The sequence below is a fragment of the Staphylococcus sp. HMSC62D11 genome, assembly GCF_001839145.1.
Taxonomy (GTDB): Bacteria; Bacillota; Bacilli; order Staphylococcales; family Staphylococcaceae; genus Staphylococcus; species Staphylococcus lugdunensis.
In genome coordinates this window covers 14637-40983 of sequence record NZ_KV840187.1, presented here as the reverse complement: position 1 = coordinate 40983, position 26347 = coordinate 14637, and the positions used below count along the sequence as shown (strand labels likewise).

Annotated in this window: 24 protein-coding genes; 10 read left to right on the top strand and 14 right to left on the bottom strand. The window is 32.5% G+C overall.

What is annotated here, in order from left to right:
• Positions 1-15: 15 nt before the first annotated feature.
• From HMPREF3267_RS06570 to HMPREF3267_RS06555, 4 genes are all read right to left on the bottom strand, one after another.
• Positions 16-681, bottom strand: coding sequence for a phenol-soluble modulin export ABC transporter permease subunit PmtB (locus HMPREF3267_RS06570; protein WP_062077849.1), 666 nt, complete (start codon positions 679-681; stop codon positions 16-18).
• Positions 678-1565 carry a phenol-soluble modulin export ABC transporter ATP-binding protein PmtA gene (locus HMPREF3267_RS06565; RefSeq protein ID WP_002461402.1) on the bottom strand — a complete coding sequence of 296 codons (888 nt, stop codon included), beginning with the start codon at positions 1563-1565 and terminating at the stop codon, positions 678-680. The genes HMPREF3267_RS06570 and HMPREF3267_RS06565 overlap by 4 nt, the downstream gene beginning before the upstream one ends.
• Positions 1562-1942, bottom strand: a complete 381-nt coding sequence (locus tag HMPREF3267_RS06560) for a PSM export ABC transporter transcriptional regulator PmtR (protein WP_002461404.1) — start codon at positions 1940-1942, stop codon at positions 1562-1564. The genes HMPREF3267_RS06565 and HMPREF3267_RS06560 overlap by 4 nt, the downstream gene beginning before the upstream one ends.
• A gap of 225 nt (positions 1943-2167) precedes the next feature.
• Positions 2168-2347: an SE1626 family protein gene (locus tag HMPREF3267_RS06555; protein ID WP_002461405.1), complete on the bottom strand. Its 180-nt coding sequence runs from the start codon at positions 2345-2347 to the stop codon at positions 2168-2170.
• A 473-nt stretch (positions 2348-2820) separates the two neighbouring features.
• Between HMPREF3267_RS06555 and HMPREF3267_RS06550 the strand changes: the two genes are divergently transcribed.
• Positions 2821-4107, top strand: coding sequence for an aminotransferase class I/II-fold pyridoxal phosphate-dependent enzyme (locus HMPREF3267_RS06550; RefSeq protein WP_062077851.1), 1287 nt, complete (start codon positions 2821-2823; stop codon positions 4105-4107).
• Positions 4108-4645: 538 nt separating this feature from the next.
• Here HMPREF3267_RS06550 and groL read toward each other — a convergent pair.
• Together groL and groES are read right to left on the bottom strand one after the other, a co-directional pair.
• On the bottom strand, positions 4646-6268 hold the full coding sequence (gene groL, locus HMPREF3267_RS06545; protein ID WP_062077853.1) for a chaperonin GroEL: 1623 nt from the start codon (positions 6266-6268) through the stop codon (positions 4646-4648).
• A 59-nt stretch (positions 6269-6327) separates the two neighbouring features.
• The gene (groES, locus tag HMPREF3267_RS06540; RefSeq protein WP_002461410.1) at positions 6328-6612 is read right to left on the bottom strand and encodes a co-chaperone GroES; all 285 of its coding nucleotides are present in this window, start codon (positions 6610-6612) and stop codon (positions 6328-6330) included.
• Positions 6613-6792: 180 nt separating this feature from the next.
• On the opposite strand from groES, the gene mroQ reads away from it, so the two are divergent.
• Positions 6793-7533, top strand: coding sequence for an intramembrane glutamic endopeptidase MroQ (gene mroQ / locus HMPREF3267_RS06535; RefSeq protein WP_062077855.1), 741 nt, complete (start codon positions 6793-6795; stop codon positions 7531-7533).
• 484 nt (positions 7534-8017) lie between these two features.
• Here the strand turns inward: mroQ and HMPREF3267_RS06530 are convergent, their stop codons facing one another.
• On the bottom strand, positions 8018-9334 hold the full coding sequence (locus HMPREF3267_RS06530) for an SdrH family protein (protein WP_070866798.1): 1317 nt from the start codon (positions 9332-9334) through the stop codon (positions 8018-8020).
• Between the two features lie 193 nt (positions 9335-9527).
• Between HMPREF3267_RS06530 and HMPREF3267_RS06525 the strand changes: the two genes are divergently transcribed.
• The 6 genes from HMPREF3267_RS06525 to agrA all read left to right on the top strand — a co-directional run bounded on the left by HMPREF3267_RS06525 (position 9528) and on the right by agrA (position 14450).
• The gene (locus tag HMPREF3267_RS06525; RefSeq protein WP_062077860.1) at positions 9528-10151 is read left to right on the top strand and encodes a nitroreductase family protein; all 624 of its coding nucleotides are present in this window, start codon (positions 9528-9530) and stop codon (positions 10149-10151) included.
• Between the two features lie 134 nt (positions 10152-10285).
• Positions 10286-11071, top strand: a complete 786-nt coding sequence (locus HMPREF3267_RS06520) for a carbon-nitrogen family hydrolase (protein ID WP_002477923.1) — start codon at positions 10286-10288, stop codon at positions 11069-11071.
• Positions 11072-11698: 627 nt separating this feature from the next.
• Complete coding sequence (locus HMPREF3267_RS06515) at positions 11699-12265, top strand: accessory gene regulator AgrB (RefSeq protein ID WP_037540641.1); 567 nt, start codon at positions 11699-11701, stop codon at positions 12263-12265.
• A 2-nt stretch (positions 12266-12267) separates the two neighbouring features.
• A complete protein-coding gene (agrD, locus tag HMPREF3267_RS06510) occupies positions 12268-12411 on the top strand; it encodes a cyclic lactone autoinducer peptide AgrD (protein WP_002461416.1) in 144 nt (47 codons plus the stop codon).
• A 20-nt stretch (positions 12412-12431) separates the two neighbouring features.
• A complete protein-coding gene (agrC, locus tag HMPREF3267_RS06505; protein WP_062077862.1) occupies positions 12432-13721 on the top strand; it encodes a quorum-sensing sensor histidine kinase AgrC in 1290 nt (429 codons plus the stop codon).
• Between the two features lie 12 nt (positions 13722-13733).
• Complete coding sequence (gene agrA, locus HMPREF3267_RS06500) at positions 13734-14450, top strand: quorum-sensing response regulator AgrA (RefSeq protein ID WP_002461418.1); 717 nt, start codon at positions 13734-13736, stop codon at positions 14448-14450.
• A gap of 91 nt (positions 14451-14541) precedes the next feature.
• Here agrA and HMPREF3267_RS06495 read toward each other — a convergent pair whose 3' ends face one another.
• From HMPREF3267_RS06495 to HMPREF3267_RS06465, 7 genes are all read right to left on the bottom strand, one after another.
• A complete protein-coding gene (locus HMPREF3267_RS06495) occupies positions 14542-15516 on the bottom strand; it encodes a carbohydrate kinase family protein (RefSeq protein WP_062077864.1) in 975 nt (324 codons plus the stop codon).
• On the bottom strand, positions 15517-17001 hold the full coding sequence (locus HMPREF3267_RS06490) for a sucrose-6-phosphate hydrolase (RefSeq protein ID WP_070823905.1): 1485 nt from the start codon (positions 16999-17001) through the stop codon (positions 15517-15519).
• A gap of 99 nt (positions 17002-17100) precedes the next feature.
• Positions 17101-18051, bottom strand: coding sequence for a LacI family DNA-binding transcriptional regulator (locus HMPREF3267_RS06485; RefSeq protein ID WP_062077868.1), 951 nt, complete (start codon positions 18049-18051; stop codon positions 17101-17103).
• A 99-nt stretch (positions 18052-18150) separates the two neighbouring features.
• The gene (locus tag HMPREF3267_RS06480; protein ID WP_002477917.1) at positions 18151-19395 is read right to left on the bottom strand and encodes an ammonium transporter; all 1245 of its coding nucleotides are present in this window, start codon (positions 19393-19395) and stop codon (positions 18151-18153) included.
• A gap of 194 nt (positions 19396-19589) precedes the next feature.
• Positions 19590-19814 (bottom strand): sulfurtransferase TusA family protein, encoded by a 225-nt coding sequence (locus HMPREF3267_RS06475; RefSeq protein WP_002461424.1) that lies wholly within the window; start codon positions 19812-19814, stop codon positions 19590-19592.
• A gap of 16 nt (positions 19815-19830) precedes the next feature.
• Positions 19831-20925, bottom strand: a complete 1095-nt coding sequence (locus HMPREF3267_RS06470; RefSeq protein WP_062077870.1) for a YeeE/YedE family protein — start codon at positions 20923-20925, stop codon at positions 19831-19833.
• Positions 20926-21344: 419 nt separating this feature from the next.
• Positions 21345-21980, bottom strand: a complete 636-nt coding sequence (locus tag HMPREF3267_RS06465; protein ID WP_002461426.1) for a redox-sensing transcriptional repressor Rex — start codon at positions 21978-21980, stop codon at positions 21345-21347.
• Between the two features lie 265 nt (positions 21981-22245).
• On the opposite strand from HMPREF3267_RS06465, the gene HMPREF3267_RS06460 reads away from it, so the two are divergent.
• Both HMPREF3267_RS06460 and HMPREF3267_RS06455 read left to right on the top strand, forming a co-directional pair.
• The gene (locus tag HMPREF3267_RS06460) at positions 22246-24189 is read left to right on the top strand and encodes an ABC-F family ATP-binding cassette domain-containing protein (protein ID WP_037544451.1); all 1944 of its coding nucleotides are present in this window, start codon (positions 22246-22248) and stop codon (positions 24187-24189) included.
• Between the two features lie 354 nt (positions 24190-24543).
• Positions 24544-26157 (top strand): MutS-related protein, encoded by a 1614-nt coding sequence (locus HMPREF3267_RS06455; RefSeq protein ID WP_002461429.1) that lies wholly within the window; start codon positions 24544-24546, stop codon positions 26155-26157.
• The last annotated feature ends 190 nt before the right edge of the window (positions 26158-26347 follow it).

Sequence of the window (26347 nt, the reverse complement as noted above, 5' to 3'; positions counted from 1 at the left end):
ATACCTCCTGACTTTTTATAAACGTTTAATGTATTTTAACTGTATGAAATAATTAATAATAAATATGAGAATTGCAATTACTAATAACCCGTTGTTTAAAAAATAAGCAACCTCATTTTTAGACAATTGATTATTGAACATAGCATGATTTAAAACTGTAAAGAAAAATGAATACATAACTGGTATAACAATTAACATGAAGATTAAATAACCAACATAGCTAACGCCTTTTCGCTTATACTCCGTATATTTTGGAAAAGCGATTGGTATAGATAGGAAATTAATAATTAAAAATGAATATGCAGTTGAAATATGCAGTCGATTCATGAGTTCATTATCAATTGTTTGACTATCATATAAACCGATGACCAGTGCTCCAAAAAGTGTTAACAATAAGCACGTAAGATAATTTGCACGAAGCATGTCCTTTTTAGATACGGGCAAACTGGCAAAATATATATAGGCTTGTTGTCCACCTAGTCTTTTATGCACTCTAAACATATGTCCTGCATCAAAGATACTAATTATCATTAAGATAATACCTATTGGAATAAAGATGATAAATCCAAAATCTGTATTTACTGTAATAATAATGTAAATTGGAAAGAACACTAAAAGCCCTAAGTATATGTAAAGGGTCCATTGTCGTAATTTAAAGTTTCGCATCAGAAGGGATTTCATTGTGAATCCTCCCTTACTGATAGATTATTTTTCTGCCCTTTATCTAAATAAATCATTAATTCTTCTATCGTCGGACTATAAACTTCTACATCATGACCAAAAAGCTCTTTAAATGTATTACCGTGACTCGTCAATCCTAAGTAACCAGTGTGGCGTATCTCTTTGTAATCTAGTAGGTCATCTAGTTCGCTATCTAATTGAGCTGCATCACCTTTGACAATATCATATTTTGCTAATAAAGCATCACATTCACCTGTTAATAAGATTTCACCATGCTTTAGATAAACTAAATAGTCGGCAATTTTTTCTAAATCAGACATAATATGCGTTGACATCAATACTGTCTTTTGTTCATCTAATAGTTCATGTTGTATCAATGTCAGAACTTCATTACGAGCTACTGGATCTAATCCAGAGGTAGGCTCGTCAAAAACAAACAGTTCTGCGTGATGACTAAGTGCTAACGCTAATGATAATTTCATTTTCATCCCACTCGAAAGCATCTTTATCTTTTGCTGCTTGTTCAAGTGAAATTGTCTCAAGTAATCGTTAAAACACTTCGTATCCCACTGATTATAAAAAGGTGCCGTATAATACTCTAATTTATCGATTGTCCAATCAGGATTTGCATATATATCTGAATAGACAAAGCCTATTTTATCCTTAATGTACTGTGGTGCATCATCCATAGTACGATTAAAGAGTTGAATTGTTCCACTAGAAGCCTCGAGTAAACCCATTATCAGACGTATGATGGTCGTTTTACCAGACCCATTAGCTCCGATAAAACCAGTGACAAATCCACGTGGTATATTAAAGGAAATATTTTTGAGTTCAATTGATGGATTTTTGTAATTAACGTTGTTTAGTTCTACAACATTCATACTTCATCCTCCTCATAAATCAAAGAGATAATTTCCTTTATTTCTGCTAAAGGCATACCAATCGTTTTAGCCTCTTTACACAATGAATGAGCAAGTTGTTCAATCACAATAAATTGTTTCTCTTTTAAAATAGATTGGTCTTGTTCTTTAACAAAGGTGCCTTTTCCTCTAATTGTAGTCACAAATCCATCTTTTTCTAAATCTTCATAAGCACGTTTTGTCGTGATTAAACTGACTTGTAAATCCTTAGCCAGCTCTCTCATTGATGGTAAATGGCTCCCAGCATCTATCTGACCTGTTAAAATATTTTCTTTTATTTGCTGCTTTATTTGTTCATATATAGGTTGATTAGAGGTGTTTTTTATCAGTATTTTCATGCACGTCCCCCTTTAATAACTGTATATACATAATATACACACCATAACTTCATATGTAAAGAGAAAAAGAGAGATTTATTGTTTTATTCAGGAGGACTGTATATATACTATATATATGCAATTGCATTTTCTCGTAATATATAAGCCGTAAAATGCCTGAAGTTCAGCAATTTACGACTTAAGTATATCGATAAGAACATGGTAAAAAATGTAATTATTATTACTTTATTTTCTATTTTGCTTGCGTCTATCATTGTTCCGACTAATAAAAGCACAAATAATGAACAAAATAGCAGCGGTTAAAATTTTAATTCCTGAGCTTTCGTGATTCGTAGCTTGTAAATAGTATCCAAGAACAAAAAGAATAATTGCTAAAATAGCAAATATTTTAGTTAAATGCTTCATTTCATTCACCTCAACACGAGCATTATATCAGACTTAGCTACAACAATGAACTGATTTTAATAACTATAAATAAGATAGCACACTTTTATATTGATGAAATTAGAATCGAATGTTAGAATATAGGTGTATCCACAAATTATGCTACACAACCCCAAGTCTGTTGCCGCAGACTTGGGGTTTTTTGTGTATGGTCATCCTTTATCTTTCCATTTGTTTTCTAACCAAATACGAAAAATAACAAGTATTCCACCTGTTAATAATGTAGTTATTACATCTAACCACCACGTCATTATGCTACACCTCCCAAACTGCAAAGTGCCATTGGATAGATGACCTGTTCTTATTTTAACATAAAATCAGAACATATGTTCGTATTAAAGAAATTTATTTACCTATATTTTTAAGATGACTTTATCTTTATCAATTTTCAAGATAATATAAGTATGAATATAAATTAAAGTGAGGTTAAATAAATGAACCCATTAGCACAGAACTTAAATAATGAACTTTATCAGTACAATCCAGAAGTTTTATCCATGTTGTCTCAATTAGGTAAAGAAATGTTTTACCCAAAAGGTATTCTTTCCCAATCAGCAGATGCCAAATCTACAAAATATAATGCAACAATAGGAATGGCCACAGATAAAGACGGTAAAATGTATGCTAACGAATTATATGGTGTCTTTAATCATTTATCACCAGATGAAATTTTTCCTTATGCGCCACCTCAAGGCATTGAAGGATTAAGAACATTGTGGCAAGAAAAAATATTAAAAGAAAATCCAGATTTAAAGTCACATATGATCAGTAAACCAATCGTGACAAATGCGCTTACTCATGGTTTGTCACTAATTGGTGATCTCTTTGTTGATACAAATGATACTATTTTATTGCCATCACATAATTGGGGTAACTATAAACTAATCTTTAATACAAGACATCAAGCTAATATCAATACTTATGATATTTTTGATAATAATGGCCATTATACTACGGATGCATTAGTATCAACTTTAGAACATTACACTTCTGACAAGGTTATTATGATTTTAAATTATCCAAATAATCCAACTGGCTATACACCAACTAAACAAGAAGTGAAAACAATTGTTGAAGCCATTGAAGCATTAGCCAATAAGGGGACAAAAGTAATTGCGGTTGTAGACGATGCATATTATGGTTTATTTTATGAAGATGTCTATACGCAATCTATCTTCACAGCGCTCACTACTTTAAATCACAAGAATATTTTACCTGTTCGTTTAGATGGTGCAACAAAAGAATTTTTTGCATGGGGATTGCGTGTTGGCTTTATGACATTTGGTATTCATAATGATACAGCTCAACAAGTATTAGAAGCTAAAGTCAAAGGGTTAATCAGAAGTAATATATCTAGTGGACCAATGCCATCACAAAGCGCAATTAAATATGTATTAGAACATCATGAGCAATTTAATAAAGAAATTCAAGCAAACATTAATACTTTGCAAAAGCGTTATGCTGTAACTAAAGAAGTCGTTTATGATAAACAATACCAACGTCATTGGCAAGCTTATGATTTTAATTCAGGCTACTTTATGGCACTTAAAGTGAACGGTGTTGATCCTGAGGAATTACGTGTTCATTTAATTAATAAATATTCAATCGGTATTATTGCCTTAAATGACACTGATATTCGTGTTGCCTTCAGCTGTGTCGAAAAAGATGATATTCCGCATGTATTTAATTCGATTGCTCAAGCTATTGAAGATTTAAAATAAGGAAATCGTTGATTTGAAAAACATTTTTTTAGAATATCATTCATAAAAAATATAGGCTAGACCATTTTCCCCTAAATAATAGAGTCTGGCACATAAATCTCAGAGAAGGAGCACTCAGATGAATTGAATTCAACTGAGTGCTCCTTTTTGATTTAATACTTCGTATTGTTGGCTCGCTTTCTTAGGGGACAGCTTTAGTCACCCCAACTTGCTTTGTTCGACGAAATGCTTTTCGCATTTCTTTTTGTTGGGGCCCCACCCCAACTCGCTTTGTCTGACGAATTTCTTCTCGAAATTCTATTTGTCTAAGAACTTTATGTCCCAGACTGTTTTTTATATTTTATACTGCACGCTTAAAAGATCGGAGTTTTTAATGAATCAAAATGTTTAGCGTTCTTAACTTTCAAAGTTGATTAGGACGGAAAAAGCTTGGTATAAACTTATTTTCAATCTAGTAAACTACTACCAATATAATAGTTAAGAGCCTAAGACATAATAATTGTGTCTTAGGCTCTATATTTAACTTTTTAACGCTATTTTACATCATACCTGGCATGCCGCCGCCCATTGGTGGTTGGTTATTGCTTTCAGGTTCAGGAATATTAGCTACAACTGCTTCTGTTGTTAAGAACATTGCTGCAACACTTGCTGCATGTTGTAAAGCTGAACGCGTTACTTTTGTTGGATCAACAATACCAGCTTCTAACATATTTACCCATTCGTTAGTAGCAGCGTTAAATCCAACACCAGAGTCCGCATGTTTTAAACGTTCAACGATGATAGAACCTTCTAGTCCTGCATTTTCTGCGATTTGTCTAACTGGTGCTGTTAATGCTTTTAAGACGATATTGATACCTGTCTCTACATCACCTTCTGCTTGAATATCACTCACTTTTTTATAGATATTAACTAGTGCTGTACCACCACCAGCAACAATACCTTCTTCTACAGCTGCGCGAGTTGAGTTTAAAGCATCTTCAATACGCAATTTACGCTCTTTTAATTCTGTCTCAGAAGCTGCGCCAACTTTAATTACTGCAACGCCCCCAGCTAATTTTGCAAGACGTTCTTGTAATTTTTCTTTGTCAAAGTCTGAGTCAGTTTCTTGAATTTGTGCTTTAATTTGACTAACACGTGCATCGATATTGTTATTGTCTCCATCACCATCAACAATCGTTGTATTATCTTTCGTTACTTCAACTTTATTGGCACTACCTAACATATCCATCGTTGCATCTTTAAGTTCTAAACCTAAGTCATCAGTAATCACTTGTGCACCTGTCAAAATAGCTAAATCTTCTAACATAGCTTTACGACGGTCACCAAAGCCTGGTGCTTTAACAGCAACTGCAGTGAATGTTCCACGCATGCGGTTTAGAACGATATTAGTTAATGCATCACCTTCTACTTCATCAGCAACAATTAATATTGGTCGACTAGATTGAACGACTTGTTCTAGTAAAGGTAAAATATCTTGGAATGAAGATATTTTTTTATCTGTAACTAATATATATGGACGTTCTAATTCTGCAGTCATTTTATCTGAATCCGTAACCATATATGGTGATTGGTAACCTCTATCAAATTGCATACCTTCTACAACTTCAAGTTCAGTATTGAAACCACTAGATTCTTCAATAGTTATTACGCCATCATTACCTACTTTATCCATAGCTTCTGAAATATATTGTCCAATCTCTTCATCTGCTGCAGAAATAGCCCCAACTTGTGCAATTTCATTTTTATTTTCAACTTTTTGTGATATATCATGTAATGCTTCGATAGCTACTTTAACTGCTTTATCAATACCTTGACGTAAGCCAACTGGATTTGCACCACTCGTTACGTTTTTAAGTCCTTCTTGAATCATTGCTTGTGCTAGCACTGTAGCAGTTGTTGTTCCATCCCCAGCAATTTCATTTGTTTTATTAGCTACCTCTTGAACTAATTTTGCCCCCATATTTTCATATGGATCTTCAAGTTCAATTTCTTTTGCGATTGTCACACCATCATTAGTAATAAGTGGTGCAGCATATTCTTTATCTAAAACAACGTTCCGTCCTTTGGGTCCTATTGTTACTTTAACTGCATTTGCTAATTTATCCACACCACGTAACATTGCTTGACGTGCGTCTTCTGAAAATTTAAGATCTTTTGCCATTCTATTTAACCTCCATTAAAATATGTGTCTGTAAAAATTGAATTCTATAAATTATATTATTATTCTATAATTGCTAAAATATCATCAGCATTTAATATTAAATATGTGTCGTTTCCTTGTTTTATTTCAGTTCCCGCATATTCTTGGAATACAACTCTATCCCCTTCGTTAACATCTGGAGTGATACGTTGACCATTTTCAAGTTGTCGACCTAAACCTACCGCGATAACTACACCTTCATTAGATTTTTCTTTAGCACTATCAGTTAAAACAATGCCACTTTTAGTTGTTTGTTCTTGTTCTTTTTTTTCAATTACTACACGATTACCTATTGGTTTAAGCATGTGTTTTCCTCCTCAATGGGACAAATATTTTAGCACTTTAACAAGTAGAGTGCTAAGCTACTTTTTATATTAATCAAAGTTGGTCAAAATTTCAAGCAAAAAGCTTCCTTCTTTTTTGTGCTAATCTTGCTTTTAAGATACAATATAATAAGTGTTATTTACATTTATTGGAGGTACTTTATGTCCAGAATTTGGATTTCTTTCCTAACAATAGTCATCTATGCACTAGCTCAATATCTACCTGTATTTATAATTAAATTAACTAGTTTTCAAATTAAGTCACCTACACAGCTATTGCATGTTGCTATTTATATTCAAGTTATTTTATTTATCATTGCAGCGATCATTATTATTTTGCTGCAAAAAGTAATTAAGAATCCAACTAAACTCGAATCAGATTACAAAGAACCTAAACGTTATTTAGTTCAATACGCATTATTAGGTTTTATCGTCGTAATGATTTATCAAATGTTTGCTGGTTTGATTAATACTTGGATTTTTGGTGAGCTTAAAGCCAGTCCTAATACAGAACGATTGATGGACATAGCTCGACAAGCACCAATATTTATTATATTAATTTCTATCGTAGGACCTATTCTAGAAGAATATGTTTTTAGGAAAGTAATATTTGGGGAAATTTTAGATAGGCTTAAAGGAAATATAGTAATGCGATTTCTAATTGCATCTGTTGTCAGCTCATTACTCTTTGCACTAGCACATAATGACATAACATTTATTATTGTCTACTTTGGTATGGGAATGATATTTTCACTTGCCTATGTATTGACTAAACGTATCGCAGTGTCAATTATGATACATATGATGCAAAACGGTTTTGTTGTTATTATGCAAGTTTGTTTCGGCGATGTGCTTAAACATTTACAAACGCAAGCAATTGCTATTTTCCATTTATTTTTTTAATCAAAGAATCCCATCTAAGCTTATATTACTGCTAGGATGGGATATTTAACATTTAAAGTAGGAAATTGAACTGATAAAACATTTGCTACGTCGATTTCTAAAATGTTTAAATACAAAACGTAAAGCTGGAACATAATTTCCAAAATAATAGCACACAGATGGTTTGACATTAATCATCTGTGTGCTTCTTTTATCTTCAATACTCCGCATTATTGGTTCGCATACTTAGGGAATCAGTTTCAGTCACCCCAACTTGCTTTGCTTGGTGAATTTCCTCTCGAAATTCTCTCTGTTGGGGCCCACCCCAACTTGCGTTGTTCGTGGACTTTCTTTTGGAAAGTCTTTGTGTTGGGGCCCGCTGTTCTTTTATATGTCTTGGCGAAGTGTTTCGTACTTTGTCTTAGTAGTACTTAATATAAAAAATAAGGCGCTGGTAATTTGTCAAAAATATTTATATCCTAAACTGAAATAAATATTTATTCATTTATTGCTCTTTTTCCTTTTGACGATTGATGAACCAGTAAATCATTACGGCGACAAAGATCATACACATACTTCCAATAAGCGTTACATTTAAACGATTAAATTTAACATCTGTCATGCCTTGCTTATGGTCTTCACCTTCTGCAGAAATAATTTTATCCTCAGAACGCTGAGTATGATTATCTTCACCTTTTTTATCAACTGGTTTTTTCAAATCAGGCATTGAACCAATTTCTCCAGTTATTAAAGCTAATACCTGCTCATCCAAGTTTTTATAGTACTTTGATGAGTTTGTTGGATTGAAATATTCAAATCTAAAATAATTTGAACCACGTTGTAATGAATTTAAATAACTATTGCCACTAAAATTTTGTTTTCTAAAAAGTGCATATAAATCTTGATCAGAAACTTGGTTACCACTCTCGCCAAGTTTGTTTACCTGTTCTATAATAAATGGATTATATTTAAATGAGCCAATGGCTAATGATTCAAATCGTTTCATGATTGATTGACGTTGATTGTTAGCAACAGGTCCCTCATCATAATGATTTCGTGGAAAATAAGATGACGAATTACGACCAGAATTATGTCCCCGTCCATTAATTTGATTAATGAAATCATCCGAGATATTATGATCTGTTTTCTCTCCATTTTGAGGAGATTGTTGTCCATTAGATGTGTTCCAACCTTGATTTCCATTACCGTTATTTTGTCCATTATTGTTATCTTTATTATTTGGTTGATTCGTTGGTTTGTGACCATGACCACCATTTTGTGTTGGTGTCTGTGGATGAGAAGATGTTCTCCCATTGTCCTTCCCGTCGGATGGCTTGTTGTCTTTACCTCCATGGTCCGTGCCATCTGATGGTTTGTTTGGCTTGTTATCTTTACCTCCATGGTCCGTGCCATCTGATGGTTTGTTTGGCTTGTTATCTTTGCCTCCGTTATCCGTACCATCCGATGGCTTATTTGGTCTGTTGTCTTTGCCTCCATGGTCTGTGCCATCCGATGGTTTGTTTGGCTTGTTATCTTTGCCTCCGTTATCTGTACCATCTGATGGCTTGTTTGGCTTGTTGTCTTTGCCTTCATTGTTGGCACTATTTGACGAATTGCTTGGTTGGTTCGTATTATCTGAATCTTTCTGGTTACTATTGTCTTGTGATAAATTATCTGAATGAGCCGTTGATTTTTCATTAGTAACTTTGTTATATAGCGTATTATCCTGTGCATGAGTTATATGCGGACTTATAACCTGTGTGCTTACAGCAATAGCAAAACTTGCAGATAAATATTTGATCTTTGTCTTTTTTCGTGTCATCTCTATTCCACCTCCTCTCTACATGTCATGACTTCTTTCACTTACTAGTATAAAGAAGTTTACATACATATGCATTTAATTATTATTATTGAAAAGTAATATTAATATTTCTGAAACTTTAAAGTAAATTTATTTCACTTCGTTGAGTATATCAATTATACTAAGTATATTAAAAGGCAAAGGAGTTTTTAAAATGGGTTTATTTAGCAAAAATAGTGAAAAATCATTTCTAAATGCTATCGAAGAAAGACGTACAGTCTATAATTTAAAAGAAAGCATTTCTATTAGTGATGAGGAATTAGAACAAATTATGACTCAAGCAATAAAACATGTGCCCTCCGCATTCAATTCACAATCAACACGCATTGTCTTATTATTGAATGATAAGAATAAACAATTTTGGGACAATACTAAAGCTGTATTAAAAGAAAAAATGGGTGCTGATCGAGACTTCACTGCAACTGAACAAAAAATCGATAACTTTAAACATTCTTACGGTACAATATTATATTTTGAAGATCAATCTGTAGTTAAAGGGTTACAAGAACAAATGCCTTCTTATGCAGAAAATTTTGCGATTTGGTCAACACAAGCAAACGCAATGCATCAATTTGCGATTTGGACTGCTCTAAGTACAAAGGGTATTGGTGCTTCACTCCAACACTACAATCCACTGGTTGATGCAGTAACACATCAAGACTTTGATATTCCTGAAACTTGGGAATTAATGGCTCAAATGCCATTTGGAGATGTGCGTGAAGAACCTAATGAAAAAGAAATTCAACCTGTCGACGCACGCTTTCTTGTACGAAAATAATCCATAGCATTATAAATAGCTTTTTATATAAACGAGGGCAGAATAAATCAAAATTGATTATTCCTTGCCCTCTTTTTGCGTTTCTTTATTGTTTTTAGTAAATTAGATTTAACAATCACCTAAGGAGTGATACGATGAAACTTCAACTTTTACAATTTAACGTTGCTTATGCAGATGTGAATGCAAATGAACATAAAATAAAAACATGGTTTTCGAATTCTTTACAACAAGACACTGATGTCGTGATTCTACCTGAAATGTGGAATAATGGATATGCATTAGAGCAACTAGAAGAAAAAGCAGATTTTGATTTAGAAAGAAGTACAGATTTTATTAAAAATTTAGCACTACAATATCAAGTAGATATTATTGCTGGGTCTGTATCAAATAAGCATCATGACCACATATTTAATACTGCATTTGCAATTGATAAAACTGGTAAAGTGATAAACCAATATGACAAAATGCATTTAGTTCCCATGTTAGATGAACCAGCATTCCTAACTGCTGGTAAAAATGTTCCAGAAACATTTAAATTATCAAACGGTGTAAAAGTGACACAAATGATTTGTTATGACTTACGATTTCCTGAATTACTAAGATATCCTGCAAGAAGCGGTGCGACAATTGCATTTTATGTTGCACAGTGGCCAAGTGCACGTCTTAACCATTGGCAAGTGTTGCTAAAAGCACGTGCAATCGAAAATAATATGTATGTAATAGGATGTAATGGTTGTGGGTATGATGGAAAAACGCAATATGCCGGACATTCCGTGGTTATTAATCCTAATGGCGAAATCATTCAAGAATTATCTACCACCGAAAAAGAACTTACAGTTACTATAGATATAGATGCAGTTGAACAACAACGTAAAGCAATACCTGTATTTGACAGCTTAGTGCCACATTTATACAAATAAACAAATAAAAGTCGTGAGTTTGGGAGTGACTCACGACTTTTTTCGCTTATTAAGGGAATGTTTTTACAGTTATTTTCAATAATAATTTGGGGATGTTATTAATTATGAAAATCTTCTGACTAGAGTAACACTAGTACAATAATTACCTTCTACAGTTAAGTAGCTAAGCGTAATTATCTACATTGAGCCCTACACAACTCAATGTTAGCAATTCATCAATTATCATTAAGTTGGGATGGCTTAACAATAATTAATCAATTTAACGAAGAAAACATAGTTAAGAATGAATAACTTCTATTATTGAGAATATACAGCTCCAACAACTTACTACAATCATTGTTGGAAAATTGAAAAGCTTATCGTAGCTACAATCCAATTAGTTTTCAAAAAGCTTTATCAATATCTATCACATCTCTGTGATATGTCTATATTAAAACATGATAATTACATAAATAGTCTAAAAATTCTCAACTAATTCATTTTTATTCTTAACTGTATCTTAAATATGTTAAAATTAAACAAAGAACATATATATAACATATTTGTATGCGAATTAAACAGTTAGGCATTAATGATCAAATGAATTGCGTAAAATTGTATAATGATACCAAGGAGCGTGACGCTAATTTGAAGGCGATAGACAAAAAAATTGAAAGATTTGCTAGATACTTGCAGCGTCAAAACAATCTAGACCATATTCAATTTTTGAAGATACGCCTAGGCATACAAGTCGCATTAGGTAATTTTTTCAAAACTATTGTTACTTATGGTGTTGCTCTTTTATTCCATACCTTTCTTTACACATTAATTACACACTTAACGTATTTTTTCGTTAGACGTTTTGCGCATGGTGCACACGCAAGGTCATCATTGTTGTGCCACATTCAAAATTTAGTTTTATTTGTGGCATTACCTTGGTCAATTGTGCATTTTCAAGTGTCTTGGACATTCATGATTTTGCTAGCATTTATCGCATTCATAATTATTATATGTTACGCACCAGCGGCAACTAAAAAACAACCCATACTGCCCCATCTCAGAAAGAAAAAGAAAAGAAATGCCATTCTTATTTCAATCTGTTTTTTGGTGCTAATGTTGTTTGTAAGTGAGCCATACATGCAATTAATAGCTTTAGGCATGTGCTTAGAAGCTATAACATTATTACCAATATTCTTTTCCAAGGAGGAAACATAATCATGAACTTATTAAGCGGATTATTTACAAAAGGGATTAGCGTAATTTTCGAATTTATTGGAAATTTTTCTGTACAAGATATGTGTAATGGTTATTTTGATGAACCAGAAGTACCTCAAGAATTAATCGATTTACACAGAAATTAAAGATAGAAAGTGTGTAAAGAATGGAATATTTAAACAGTATCTTCATATCAATCTTTCAAGCAGTTATGTTAATAATTGTAGCTAAAATTATTGCAAACGTTAAGTTTTACTTAAGGGATTATTTAGCCGTTGCCGGCATAATAGTCCCTTCTGCCGTATTATTTGTTGTTTTTGGCAGACAATCAATTATCTTTTTACTTATTATTTGTTTAATATACTTTTATGTAAAAATAGGGTTTTATTCTATAATCGCTATATTAGGCTCTGCCTTAATAATGTACATAAGTAACTTTTTCTCAGTTTCACTCATAATATTAATAGGTAATTTTATCAAATTTAGGATAATATACGTAATAATTTCTTTATCATCATACATACTGATAGGTGTTTTATGTGCATTTATGACAAAATACTTAATTAATAAACTCAAAAAAACATACTTATTTTTTAATAAAGTATACATAATCGTCATATCTACTTTTTTAACATTTACCATCGCTATATTTTATTTATATTCATTAAAATTCCAGCAAACATACCAAGAATGGAAACTATTTGCACTTTTATTCATAGGAATTTTAATATTCCTTGCAATTTTTATCATCGTTATTACATTCTCTGTACATAGAGAGATGCAGTATAAGCGTAATTTAAAAGAGATAGAAACATACTACGAGTACACGCTGCAAATAGAATCGATTAATAACGAAATGCGTAAGTTCCGTCATGATTATGTTAATATTTTATCTACCATGTCTGAGTTTATACGCGAAGATGATATGCCGGGTTTAAGAGAATATTTTAATGATAATATTGTATCGATGAAAGACAATTTACAAATGAATTCTATTAAAATTAATGGTACGGATAAGCTAAAGGTTCGTGCTATCAAAGGGCTTGTGACAACCAAAATTTTACAAGCCCAAGAAAAAAACATTCCCATCAGCATTGAGGTTCCAGAACTAATTGAACATATTGAAATGAACACAGTTGATTTAAGTCGAGTGATTGGCATTATCATTGACAATGCCATTGAAGCTTCAGAAAGTTTAGAAGATGCATTAATCCGCATTGCCTTTATAAAAAATGAGGATTCTGTGTTATTTATTGTAATGAATAAATGTAGCGATACAACGCCCAAAATTCATGAACTTTTTCAAGAGAATTTTTCTACTAAAGGCAAAAATCGTGGTTTAGGTTTATCTAATTTAAAAGAAATTACAGATGCAACACCAAATACGTTACTTGATACTACTATTGATAATGGATATTTCATACAAAAAGTAGAAATTTTAAATAATATACCATAAGGACGTGAAGACATGAAGATTTACATTTGTGAAGATGATGTTAAACAACGTGAAAATATGGTTGAGATCATCAATAACTATATCATGATTGAAGAAAAACCAATGGAAATTGCTTTAGCTACAGATAATCCTTATGAAATTTTAAAAATGTCAAAGGAAAATGAGGATGTTGGTTGTTATTTTTTAGATATTCAATTAGAAGCTGACATAAACGGTATCAAGTTAGGTAGCGAAATAAGAAAGTATGATCCGATAGGTAACATAATTTTTGTTACAAGTCATAGTGAGCTGACATATTTAACTTTTGTTTACAAAGTATCGGCTATGGATTTTATTTTTAAAGATGACCCTGCCGAACTTAAAACTCGTATTATCGATTGCCTTGAAACCGCACATACGCGCTTAAAGTTATTGTCAAAAGAACGTACCGTTGAAACGATAGAGCTTAAGCGCGGTAGTAATTCTGTATATGTGCAATATGATGAAGTGATGTTTTTTGAATCATCAACAAATTCACATCGATTGATTGCACATTTAGATAATCGTCAAATTGAGTTTTATGGTAATCTAAAACAAATTAGTCAAATCGATGATCGTTTCTTTAGATGCCATAATAGTTTTGTTGTCAATCGACACAATATCTCTTCAATCAATTCAAAAGAACGTGTTGTATATTTTAAAAATGGTGAACATTGTTATGCATCAGTACGCAATGTTAAAAAAATATAATTATTAGTTAACATGAAATAATGGGTGGCGGACAAAATCTTGACAATAAATCAGACTTTGTCCACCACCCATTAATATTCACAGAAACGCTCTAGCTAGTTTTTTTGTTTAATTGTTGTTTAACTTCTTCTAAGGTTGGAATGCTTTCGATAGCACCATATTTTGTTGTTACAGTTGATGCAACACAATTACTAAATTCTAATATCTCTGCGCCATCTTGTTCAAGCTGTTGTGTCACTGGTGTATCTTCAGCTAATAATAAGCGACTTATAACTGCTCCAATGAATGCATCTCCAGCACCTGTTGTATCAATAGCTTTGACTGTAAATCCCTCGTGATAGATATGTTTACCATTTTTCAAATAGATGGACGCACCATTGGAGCCAGCAGTATAAATTACCGCTTCCACGTGCCCTTTAAATAAAGCTTGAATACCCGCTTCTAATGATGATTCACCAGTAATAAATTCAAGCTCTTCGTCAGAAACTTTGACAATATTTGCTTTAGGAATAAACTCATTTATTGCCTTTTTACAATCTGCTGCATTTTTCCATAAAGGTAAGCGAACGTTTGGATCAAAAATAATCGTTCCACGTTGCGCTTCAAACTTTTCAATGAGTTTATAATGCGCTTGTTTCATATCACTATCTATTAAATCTACTGAACAAAAATGCATGATATCTTCTGATGACACATCAATTTCTTCAACATTGTCTGGATGATATAGCATATCTGCAGATGGTTTTCTGTAAAATGAAAAGTCACGCTGTCCATCTTCCTTTAAACTGACAAAAGCTAATGCTGTGTTAGCGACGTCAGTACGTTTTATATGAGACGTCCCTACGCCAATTTGTTGTAACGTTTCAACAATAATATCACCAAATGCATCTTGACCCAACTGCGTTATCATATGAGCTTGCCCTCCAAGACGCGCTACTGTGCTCGCGACATTTGCTGGTGCACCACCCACTTGTCTTGTAAATACTGTAACATCTTTCAATTCCGAATTAACAACATTTGGAATAAAATCAATCAATGCTTCTCCAATAGCATAAAGGGTTCTCATTTATTTTTCATCCTTTAACTCATATTTTGTAAATTTTAAATAAACTTGACCTGATTCGGTTGACGTTTTAATACCTGTTGCCTGCTCATCTGGGAATATCCGTGAAGTTAACACCCGTTCTCCGTTATTACAGAAAATTTCTATGCTTGATGTATCGACAAATATTTGTAATTGGAATAATGGTGTATCTAAAATCGTACTTCTTGTTGTTCCCTTAACCGGTTCTGGTAAAGCGCCACTATCACTGCGATCTAATGTTAACCGCTGACTTTGTTTATTATAAGTAATCAGCGTGCTATGTTGTTTTGATGTTCGCAATTCAAAATAAACTTCGGAAGCTTCATTTTCTAGAATATCAATTATTAATTCATAATGTAGTCCCTCATATGGATGTAACTTTGTTGTGAATTTATTTGCATACCCTTCAGCTGTTTCTTCATTATGACGTAACTTTTGTAACGCTGGTAGCGGGCGTTGAATAAGTTTACCATGTTCAACTGTTAATACTCTTGGTAATGTTAGGCAATGTGCCCACCCTTCGTCATCTGTTGGATAGTGCGTATCAGGCATACCCATCCAACCAATGAGAATGCGATTACCTTGTTTATCTAGAAAGGTTTGTGGTGCGTAAAAATCAAATCCATAATCAAGCTCCTTAAAATCTTGATGCTCAAATGCTGGCTTTTGAATATCCAATGTTCCTAGTAGATAGCCTGATTGGTAGATGTTATTAAAGCGCTCTCCTTCAGGGGAGATACCTTGAGGACAAAATAGTAAAACGTCAGTCTGATTAAGATTGAAAAAATCCGGACATTCCCACATATAACCAAAGTTCGATAACTGTGTCGCTATTTCACCTACAAACGCCCATTCATTAACCTGTTCTTCCATTTTATAAAGTAATAAGCACGCATTTTCTTGCTCGTTTTGAGCTGCGATAATCATAAAATATTGCCCATCTTTTTGAAAAACGTTTGGATCTCTAAAATGTTGTGTATATCCCGTTGGTGGTGCTGGAATAACTGGTTTTTCAAACTTTACTGCGTCACCATACTCATCAACTTTAGCTAACATTTGGCTAGAGTGTCGATTCCACTCTGAATCTCTATGATTTCCGGTATACATATAGTAAAGTTGACCGTTGTATTCAAAAGCACTTCCACTATATACACCATGACTATCGTATGCAGTATCTGGTTCTAAAATGGGGCCGTGCGGGGTAAAACTTACTAAATCCTTACTAGTATAATTAAACCAATATTTCAAACCATGAACAGCTCCTAATGGAAACCATTGATGTGATACATAATAAGTCCCATTATAAAATATTAAACCATTAGGATCATTTAAAAGTCCTGTTTCAGGTTGAATATGATACGTTTGTCTATAATGTGAAGCATCAACTTTTTGTTTCAATTCAATTAATTGTGATTGAGGAACATCATCGATACCTTGATAGCGTTGTTCTCTTGTCCATTCACTCATGATTTACCTCCATCAATTTGTTGTTACTTATTTTCATTCATAGTTTATCACTTAGATGGTATCGGTTCCATCCAAAGACAATAACAAATTTAGTTATTTTTATAATTCTACTGGTATGACTGTCAGTAGCTGTGCATCATGATGATTTATGAGCCGATGCAATTGAGATAAAGCTTGTTGACCCGCTTTAAAATAATGATACATTACCGTATTGATTTGCGGTGTCACAATTTGTGTTATTGGATCTCCTCCAAAGCCATATATTTTATGTGGTATTAACTTGCGATGAGGTTGCGAACAATAACTATGTATAGCTAAGGCAATTGTATCTGTAGCTCCTATAATAGCATCTGCAGTGTGTACTGATTGTAGATGCAATTTCACATCATTCTTAGCTTCCATAAACTGGAATGATGTTTTAAAAACTTGGACGTCAATATGGTTCAAAGCTAAAATATCAAGTACACCATTTTTACGTTGTTGTCCAACTGCTTTATCTTCTTCAGTGACACCAAAGAAGTAAACTTGTTTGTAATTTGCTTCAACTATTTGACGTCCTACATAACTACCAGCTAAATAGTCATCATGAATAATACTATTAACGCCAGAATGTTCTTGACCAACTAAAATAACCGGCACATTTATCTTATTAATTACATCTAAATGTTGTGGCGTGATACGCGTTGCCATTAAAATAATACCGTCAACCTTACTTCTTGATAGTGTCTCTAGTGCAATAATTTCTTCTGATAGATCCAGTCCTGTATAATTAAGCAGTAATTGATATTCTAACTCTTTACAGACATGTGCAACGCCTTTGATAGTTTCATCTACAGCATGTGAATTCATACGTGGAATAATCGCACCAATCATTTTTGTGTGTCTAGCACGTAAACTTTGTGCAAATTGGTTAGGTTGATAATCTTGCTCTTTGATTATTTTGCTTAATTTTTCTTTTGTTTTTGTACTTACCGATCCATTGTTTAAGTAGCGAGAAACTGTACTTTTAGAAACACCAGCTAATCTGGCAATATCTGCTATATTTTTCATCTTCGTCACACCTAATCACTCTGTTTCTCTTTTATATCTTATTTTATCATAAATGTAATCGCTTTAAATACTTTTTATCTATACTTAAGTCTTAAAAATTTAATGCCTTTTGTTCAATTTATTTAATTCTCCATAGAAATAGGCTTTTTCTCCGTGCACAATCTGATCTAATCCTACTTCATCCTCCTCAACTGTAGTTGCAATAGGGCTTATTCTTTGTAATATTCTACCGATAATCCATGTCAAAAGGATAGAATACAATACTACTATAACAACAGCAATACTTTGGATAAATATTGGGTGTAAGTCTCCATTATATATTAAGCCATTTGTAATGTCCGAATTTACTTGATGGGATTGAAAGATGCCTGTCAAAATGGCACCAATAATGCCACCCACGCCATGTATTCCAAATGCATCAAGTGTATCATTATATTTATACTTTTCTTTAATATGATTAATAACTATATAGCAGAAGATACCTCCTACAATTGAAATGATATAGGCGCTAAGTGTAGTAACATAGCCAGCAGCTGGAGTAATTGTGACTAAACCAGCAAGCACACCTGATAATAATCCAAGTAAACTCAGCTTCTTAGTTATAATATATTCAAATACTAACCAACCAAACGCACCTCCACTAGCTGCGATAACAGTATTAATAAATGATGTAAGTGCAACGCTATTAAAAGCAAATGCACTTCCGGTATTAAAGCCATACCAACCCATCCATACTAAAATCCCACCTATCAAGGCAATAAGTAAATTGTGAGGTTTGATTTTCTCAACTTTCTTGCCACTACCTATCATAATGGCTAGCACTAAGCCTGAAATACCTGATGTAATATGAACGACTGTGCCGCCTGCATAATCAAGTGCACCTAATTGTTGAATCCAACCACCACCCCACACCCAGTGTGCAACTGGACTATAAATAACAAGTACCCAAATAAAAATAAATATCATAAATGGAAAGAATCTCATTCGTTCAGCAATTGAACCTGATAAAATTGAAATAGCAATCGTACAAAACATCATTTGAAAAAGCATGAATAATGCAAACGGAACATGCGGACTAAGTTGACTATTAATTTCAAAACCAACATGTTGCAATCCTATAAAGTCAAAATTACCAATAAACATATTCCCTTTTCCGAAGCTTAACGAAAACCCAAGCAAAACCCAGGTAAACGTTACGATCACCATGGCTGTCAAACTTTGCATCACTGTATTAAGTACATTTTTAGAATGTACAAGACCACCGTAAAATAAACTTAACCCCGGTGTCATTACCCATACGAGTAATGTACATAAAAATAAAAATATTGTGTCATCCATCTTCATAATTACCACTTCCTTTAAAAATATCATAATGATACTCTAAAAAAATGACAAAAATACGTAAGATAAATTAACACAATATGTAACATAATATAACAAGGTGGATCGAAAAATAAACTGTGAAGTACAAATATCTGAAGGTTCTTCACAGTTTATTTTAACCATTGTTTATTTTTTATATCTATTTAAATCTTACTTTAAGCTTTTTGAACTGTAATGGTCCATGATGCATCATCTAATTGTTCATAGTTTGTCACTGGATATCCTTGTTCTGCAGCCCAGTTTGGAATTGCTTCTGTAGCTTGAGTGCAATCAAAGTCAATCTTTAGTTCATCACCAGCATCTAATGTTTGCATTTTCTTTTGTGCTTCTATCAATGGAAATGGACAAACCATTCCTACTGTACCTAATTCATATACCATATACTATTCCTCCTATTTATGATGATAATTGTGTTTGAGATACTGTTTTATTCGCTTTTTTATCTGTTTGCTGTATTTGTTTCATTGGTCTTATAAAAATAAAATAGCTTGTAAACCACACGCCTAAAATCATTGCAAAAAGTGCAATCCAACCTTTCCACGACATTATAGCTGTTTCTACTAAACCATTTCCTATTGAACAACCACCTGCAACAGAAGCACCGAAGCCCATGCATATACCTCCTACTGCACTATTTCGAATCGTACGTATATCTGGTAAGCGCCATTTAAATTCATGTGCACCTCTAGCTGCGATGTATGATCCTATAAAAATACCAAGAACCAGTAGTACGCCCCAATCAATAAGTTTTGAATCACCAGTAATGAGATAAGTTACAAGATTTGCAGACGGCGTAGTTATCCCTAAGCCATAATCTCGTCCAGTTGAAATACTCATTGGCCAAGCTAATAAGGCAATTAAACCAACAACAATACCAGCTACAAACGGATGATAGCGTTTTTCAAACAAATAATGTCTAATACCGTGATATTTTTGTTTTAATTTTGGAACTGCTACCTTAGGTTTGGGTTTACGCAATGTTTTAATAACAACATAAAGCGTGATAACAGTAAGTACAATGACAAATATCCACATTGGAATACCGGTTGTTTGTGCCATACTTGCATTTACATTTGTAGGTTGATTTACCCAAGTCATCACAGGTAATAAAATGCCCGTTTTTGTTGCTGCAGCTGTTAAAGCGTACATGATCAATGCGATCCAACTGCCAATCAATCCCTCGCCTGCTCTATACCAAGTCCCTGTTGCACAGCCACCAGCTAATACTATACCGATACCAAATATAAATGAACCGATAATAGTTCCTACTATTGGGAATGTACTATCTGGTATAGCAAACAATCCTAAACTTGTTAAGATAACTAGACCGACACTCTGTACGGTTATTGCTACAAGTAGCGCATAAAACATCTTATTATTTTTTTGTACATACATATCTCTAAAGCCACCAGCAAGACAAAATCTTGTCCGTTGCATTACAAAACCTAATAATACTCCTACAATAAGACCACTAATAATCATCCAAATCATTCAATCCCTCTTTTCCGATAATAATAATAAGATATTATACATTACTGTGTTAGTAACTGTAAATATTGAAAATGAGAAATTCAGATAATTAAATTCATTGTTAAACGTATTAAAGATCATGGATAACTATTGAAAATTGTATGATTAAAACTAAGACCACTTCTAATAATATTTTTTCTGTACATACCCCCCTCAGAAAACCTACTGCCGACACAGTATTAAAGCATTTGAGTGACCAAAAATTAGATAAATGATTGCTAAATATAATGCTACAATTAAAGCTAGAAATATCATAACTATCTTTTAGCGATTCTAATTTGAAAGCATAAAAAAACAGTAATAATATTTTCTTTAAATTTAAAAAGCGTAACAAAAGTCTTTTTGACTTTCATTACACTTCCAATATATATTCTCTATAATTATGAATAGTTTTTCATAAAGAAAAGTAACGACTGTAACTCAATTCCGAAATCAATATGTTGTACCTGAACCGTAGATGGTGCTTTAACGCGACGTGGAGTGAAATTTAAAATGCCTTTAATATTCGCATCAACTAATTGATTGACAACATCTTGTGCCGCTTTTTCTGGCGTTGTCAAAATTGCAACATCGATATCTTTTTTAGCTAATATTTCTTTTAAGCGGTCAATATGTTTTATAGTTACTTGGCCGATTTGTTGACCAATCATCGTTTCATCAATATCAAATGCTTCAGTAATCGTCATTTCACTATGAATCGAAAAATTATAATTAAGTAGTGCTTTACCTAAATTACCTACACCTACAAGTGCTATTTCTATGGTATCACTATCACTTAATTCAGATTTAAAAAATTCTAACAAGCCATCAATATTATAGCCATATCCTTTTTTACCTAGCTCACCAAAATAAGAAAAATCGCGTCTAATCGTAGCTGAGTCAATATTCAATGCCTCACTGATTGTCTTCGAATTTACGCGGTCATATCCTTTTGATTTAACCCTTTGAGCAAATCTATAATATAGCGGTAAGCGTTTTAAGGTTGCTCTTGGTATTTTGACACCGTCTTTAGCCATCTTTTTGTCCCCCTCTTGTTTGAATGGTTTATAGTATTTTTATTCAAACTAATTAGAGCAAAATTAGTTACGTATAAAATGTATTTCATCTAATAAAGAACATACTGGCTCATTATACCGTAACTTAATAAAAAAAACATGTCCTATTTCCAAGTTTAAATGTAATACTGTAAAATAAATAGTAACGTTATGCAATAGATTATGAAAACCATTTATATACTATTATTTTATATTTTATTTTCTTAATTAGAAAGGTGAAGGTTGAATGATACTTTTACAACTTAATGACATTTCAAAATCATTCGATGGTGAAGATATATTTACAAATGTCGATTTTGAAATTAAAACTGGAGAACGTATCGGCATTGTCGGTCGTAACGGCGCTGGAAAATCCACTTTGATGAAACTCATTGCTGGCGTTGAAGACTACGATCATGGCCATATCTCTAAAATTAAAAATTTAACAATAGGTTATCTCACTCAACAGATGACTTTAAATTCTGAAGCCACAGTTTTTGAAGAAATGGCTAAACCCTTTACCCATCTTAAAAATATGGAACAGTTAATTAAACAAGAAACCGATTGGTTAGCACAACATGGAAATGATTATGAATCACTAGATTATCAACAGCACATGGAGCGATACGAATCTTTGAGTTCACAATTTGAACATCAAGATGGTTATCAATATGAAAGTAAAATAAAAACGATACTCCACGGTCTAAATTTTACTGAGACAGATTTCGATAGACCAATAAATGATTTTAGTGGTGGTCAGAAAACACGTTTGTCATTAGCTCAAATGTTATTAAACAATCCCGATTTATTATTACTAGATGAACCGACTAACCACTTAGATATGGAAACAACTCAGTGGCTAGAAGATTATTTAAAATATTTTCAAGGTGCTATTGTCATTATTAGTCATGACCGTTATTTTTTAGATAAAATAGTCACACAAGTGTATGATGTAGCTCTTGGTGAAGTAAAGCATTATGTCGGCAATTATGAACGCTTTATTGAACAACGCGATCAATATTATCAAAAACGTATGCAAGAATATCAAAAGCAACAAGATGAAATAAAACGTCTCGAAACATTTGTCGATAAGAATATTACCCGGGCATCTACTAGTGGCATGGCTAAAAGTAGACGCAAAATGTTAGAAAAAATGGAACGCATAGATAAACCGATGCTCGATGCACGTAGTGCTAATATGCAGTTTAGTTTTGAGCGCAATACAGGCAATGACGTGATGCATATAAACAACTTACTTATTGGCTACAGCACGCCCATTACAAAAGAAATTAATATTGAAATTACGAAAGGAGATCATATTGCCGTTATCGGACCAAATGGCGTAGGTAAAACAACGCTGATAAAAACCATTGCTAATAAACAAGAAAAGCTTGGTGGCAGTGTAACATTTGGTGCAAACCTACAAATCGGTTATTATGATCAAAAACAAGCTGAATTTAAATCGAATAAAACAATTTTAAATTATTTGTGGGACCAATATCCTAATATGAATGAAAAAGATATTCGCGCTGTACTTGGCCGTTTCCTCTTTGTACAAGAAGATGTTAAGAAAATTATCAATGATTTATCTGGAGGAGAAAAAGCACGCCTACAACTTGCCTTATTAATGTTACAGCGTGATAACGTGCTTATTCTCGATGAACCTACAAACCATCTAGATATTGATTCTAAAGAAATGTTAGAACAAGCACTCCAAAACTTTGAAGGTACAATTATCTTTGTCTCACACGATCGCTACTTTATAAATCAATTAGCCAATAAAGTATTTGATTTAAATCATGACGGCGGTAAGATATATCTTGGTAATTATCAATATTATATTGAAAAAACCGAAGAACAAGCAGCTATCAAAGCACATGAAAACATACAACGTGCTGACAATAAATTGGAGAAAAACCATGTTAACAACGATAATCATTCAAATTATTTTAATCAAAAAGAACACAAACGTCAGCAACGTAAAATAGAACGTCAAATTGAACAATGTGAAACACGCATAGAAACCTTTGAAACACAAATAACTGATATTGATGAACAGTTAACCCAACCAGAAGTTTTTAATAATCCACAAAAATCTCACGAACTAAGCCAAATTAAATCTGATACCGAACAAAAGCTAGAACAAACATTAATTGAATGGGAAGAATTACAAGAAATGTTATTAAATTAAACACGCAGTTAAAAAGCAAGAAAAGTACAATTTGTTACTTTTCCTGCTTTTTTTAACGACTTTGTCAAAATATTTATTCACATAATAAAACCTATAAAGATAGCTATCCACAAAGTTATCCTAGTTATCCACAGGTAAATTGTAACTTTTGCTCAATATATTTGTTACAAATTTTACAATATCCACATATATAACCACTTGTTATCCACAAGTTGTGCACTGATTGTTGATAAGTACAAACGTTCCCTCTTGACGTACAAACTACGCTTAAACTTATTATATTTTGCATATCCAAATAAGTTATGAAATAATATCAATTATTACCTATAAATATATTAATATAAGGGGATTAAAATGTTCGATAATACAATATTTTTATTTATTTTAGCTATAATTATACTAACTATTATTGTAAGTATCACAACTGCTATTATTGAGCAAAAAAAGTTAACTATCAAAATCAAACAACTTTGGACGAATAAGGAGCGCCTAGAAGAATTTATTCGTCCAAACGCTCGTTATGATTATCAATATCAAAGTTATCGTTCGAATTATGCTCATGATAATTTGGTTGATGATAAAACATGGAGCGATTTAAGTATGGATAGCTTGTTTCAAACGATGAATTATAACTTTACTGCTATTGGAGAAATGAAACTTTATGCAACATTACGTGGTATGTTTAAAGCAAATAATAAAACATTAATACATAAAATTAAAACGTCAGAATCATTTAGAAATTATTTATCACTCAAATTATCAAAAGTTGGAAAAAAATATTATCCTTTTTTTCCCGATCAACTAACCGCTATTAAAAGAAATAATCTATTGATGCTTACTCCATTCTTACCTATTTTGAGCATATTGATTATTGTATTTAATAAAAATTTAGGTATTTTATTAACCTTATTAGTATGTTCGATTAATATTTTATTGTCTGTATTTTTGAAACGAACTTATGAAAAAGATTTAAAATCAATTTTTTATACTTCAAATGTTTTAACACAAAGTAAAAAGTTAAATGAGCTTGACGGAACACCTGAATTGAATATTAACTTTAATCATTTTAAAAGTTCACGATATTTAAGTGGTATTTTAGTTAAATTAGATGCTAACGACATTGGTTCAAGCATTATTTTGTTATTTAAAATAATTTTCATGCTAGATTATGTTATTTTTCATATTATTCAACGTAGTTTTTTTAAGTATATTGATGAAGTTCTTGAAAGTTATGATTATATCGCTATGTTAGATAATCATTATTCTGTAGCACTCTATCAAACCACGTTAAATATACAGTGTCAGCCTGAAATATTAGACAATCATGTGAAAGATGAGTCCTTATGTACATTTACTGAATTAGTTCATCCACTTATTGACGGTGCTGTACCTAATAATTTATGTCTTAAAAACAATATTTTACTAACAGGATCAAACGCTTCCGGAAAATCAACATTTATGAAAGCTATTGCGATAAATCTTATTTTGGCGCAAACAATTGAAACTGCTGTCGCTGCTGAATTTAAATATGTTCCAGGACATGTATATTGTTCTATGGCTAATGCTGACGATGTATTATCTGGTGATAGCTACTTCATGGCAGAGTTGAAGTCAATTCGCAGACTATTTAATATTTCGTCAAAACGCCAAATATATTGTTTTATCGATGAAATATTCAAAGGTACTAACACGACAGAGCGCATTGCTGCTTCTCAATCCGTTTTAAGTTATTTAAGTAATATGAATAACTATTTTATTTTAGCTGCAACACACGATATCGAATTATCAAGTTTACTAGATTATTCAAATTATCATTTTAATGAAATCATTGAGAAGCAATCTATTGCTTTTGACTATAAAGTCAAGCCTGGAAAAGCTAATACTAGAAATGCTATAGAATTGCTGAGAATATCAAACTTTCCATTAGATATTTATCATCATGCCAAAGAGATAGTTGAGGACATATAAGCTTTTTGGGACAGCATTCATTTTGAATTTGTATTGCCTACCCCGCAAGATTGTTTAGAATTGAAAAAGCTTGGTATAAGTGCATTTAAAATTCACTTAACTACTGTTATATATAGTTAAGTGAGTCAGGGACATAAATCTTAGAAAAATAGTACTCAAATGAATTGATGTGCCCCCCATAAAGTTGGAT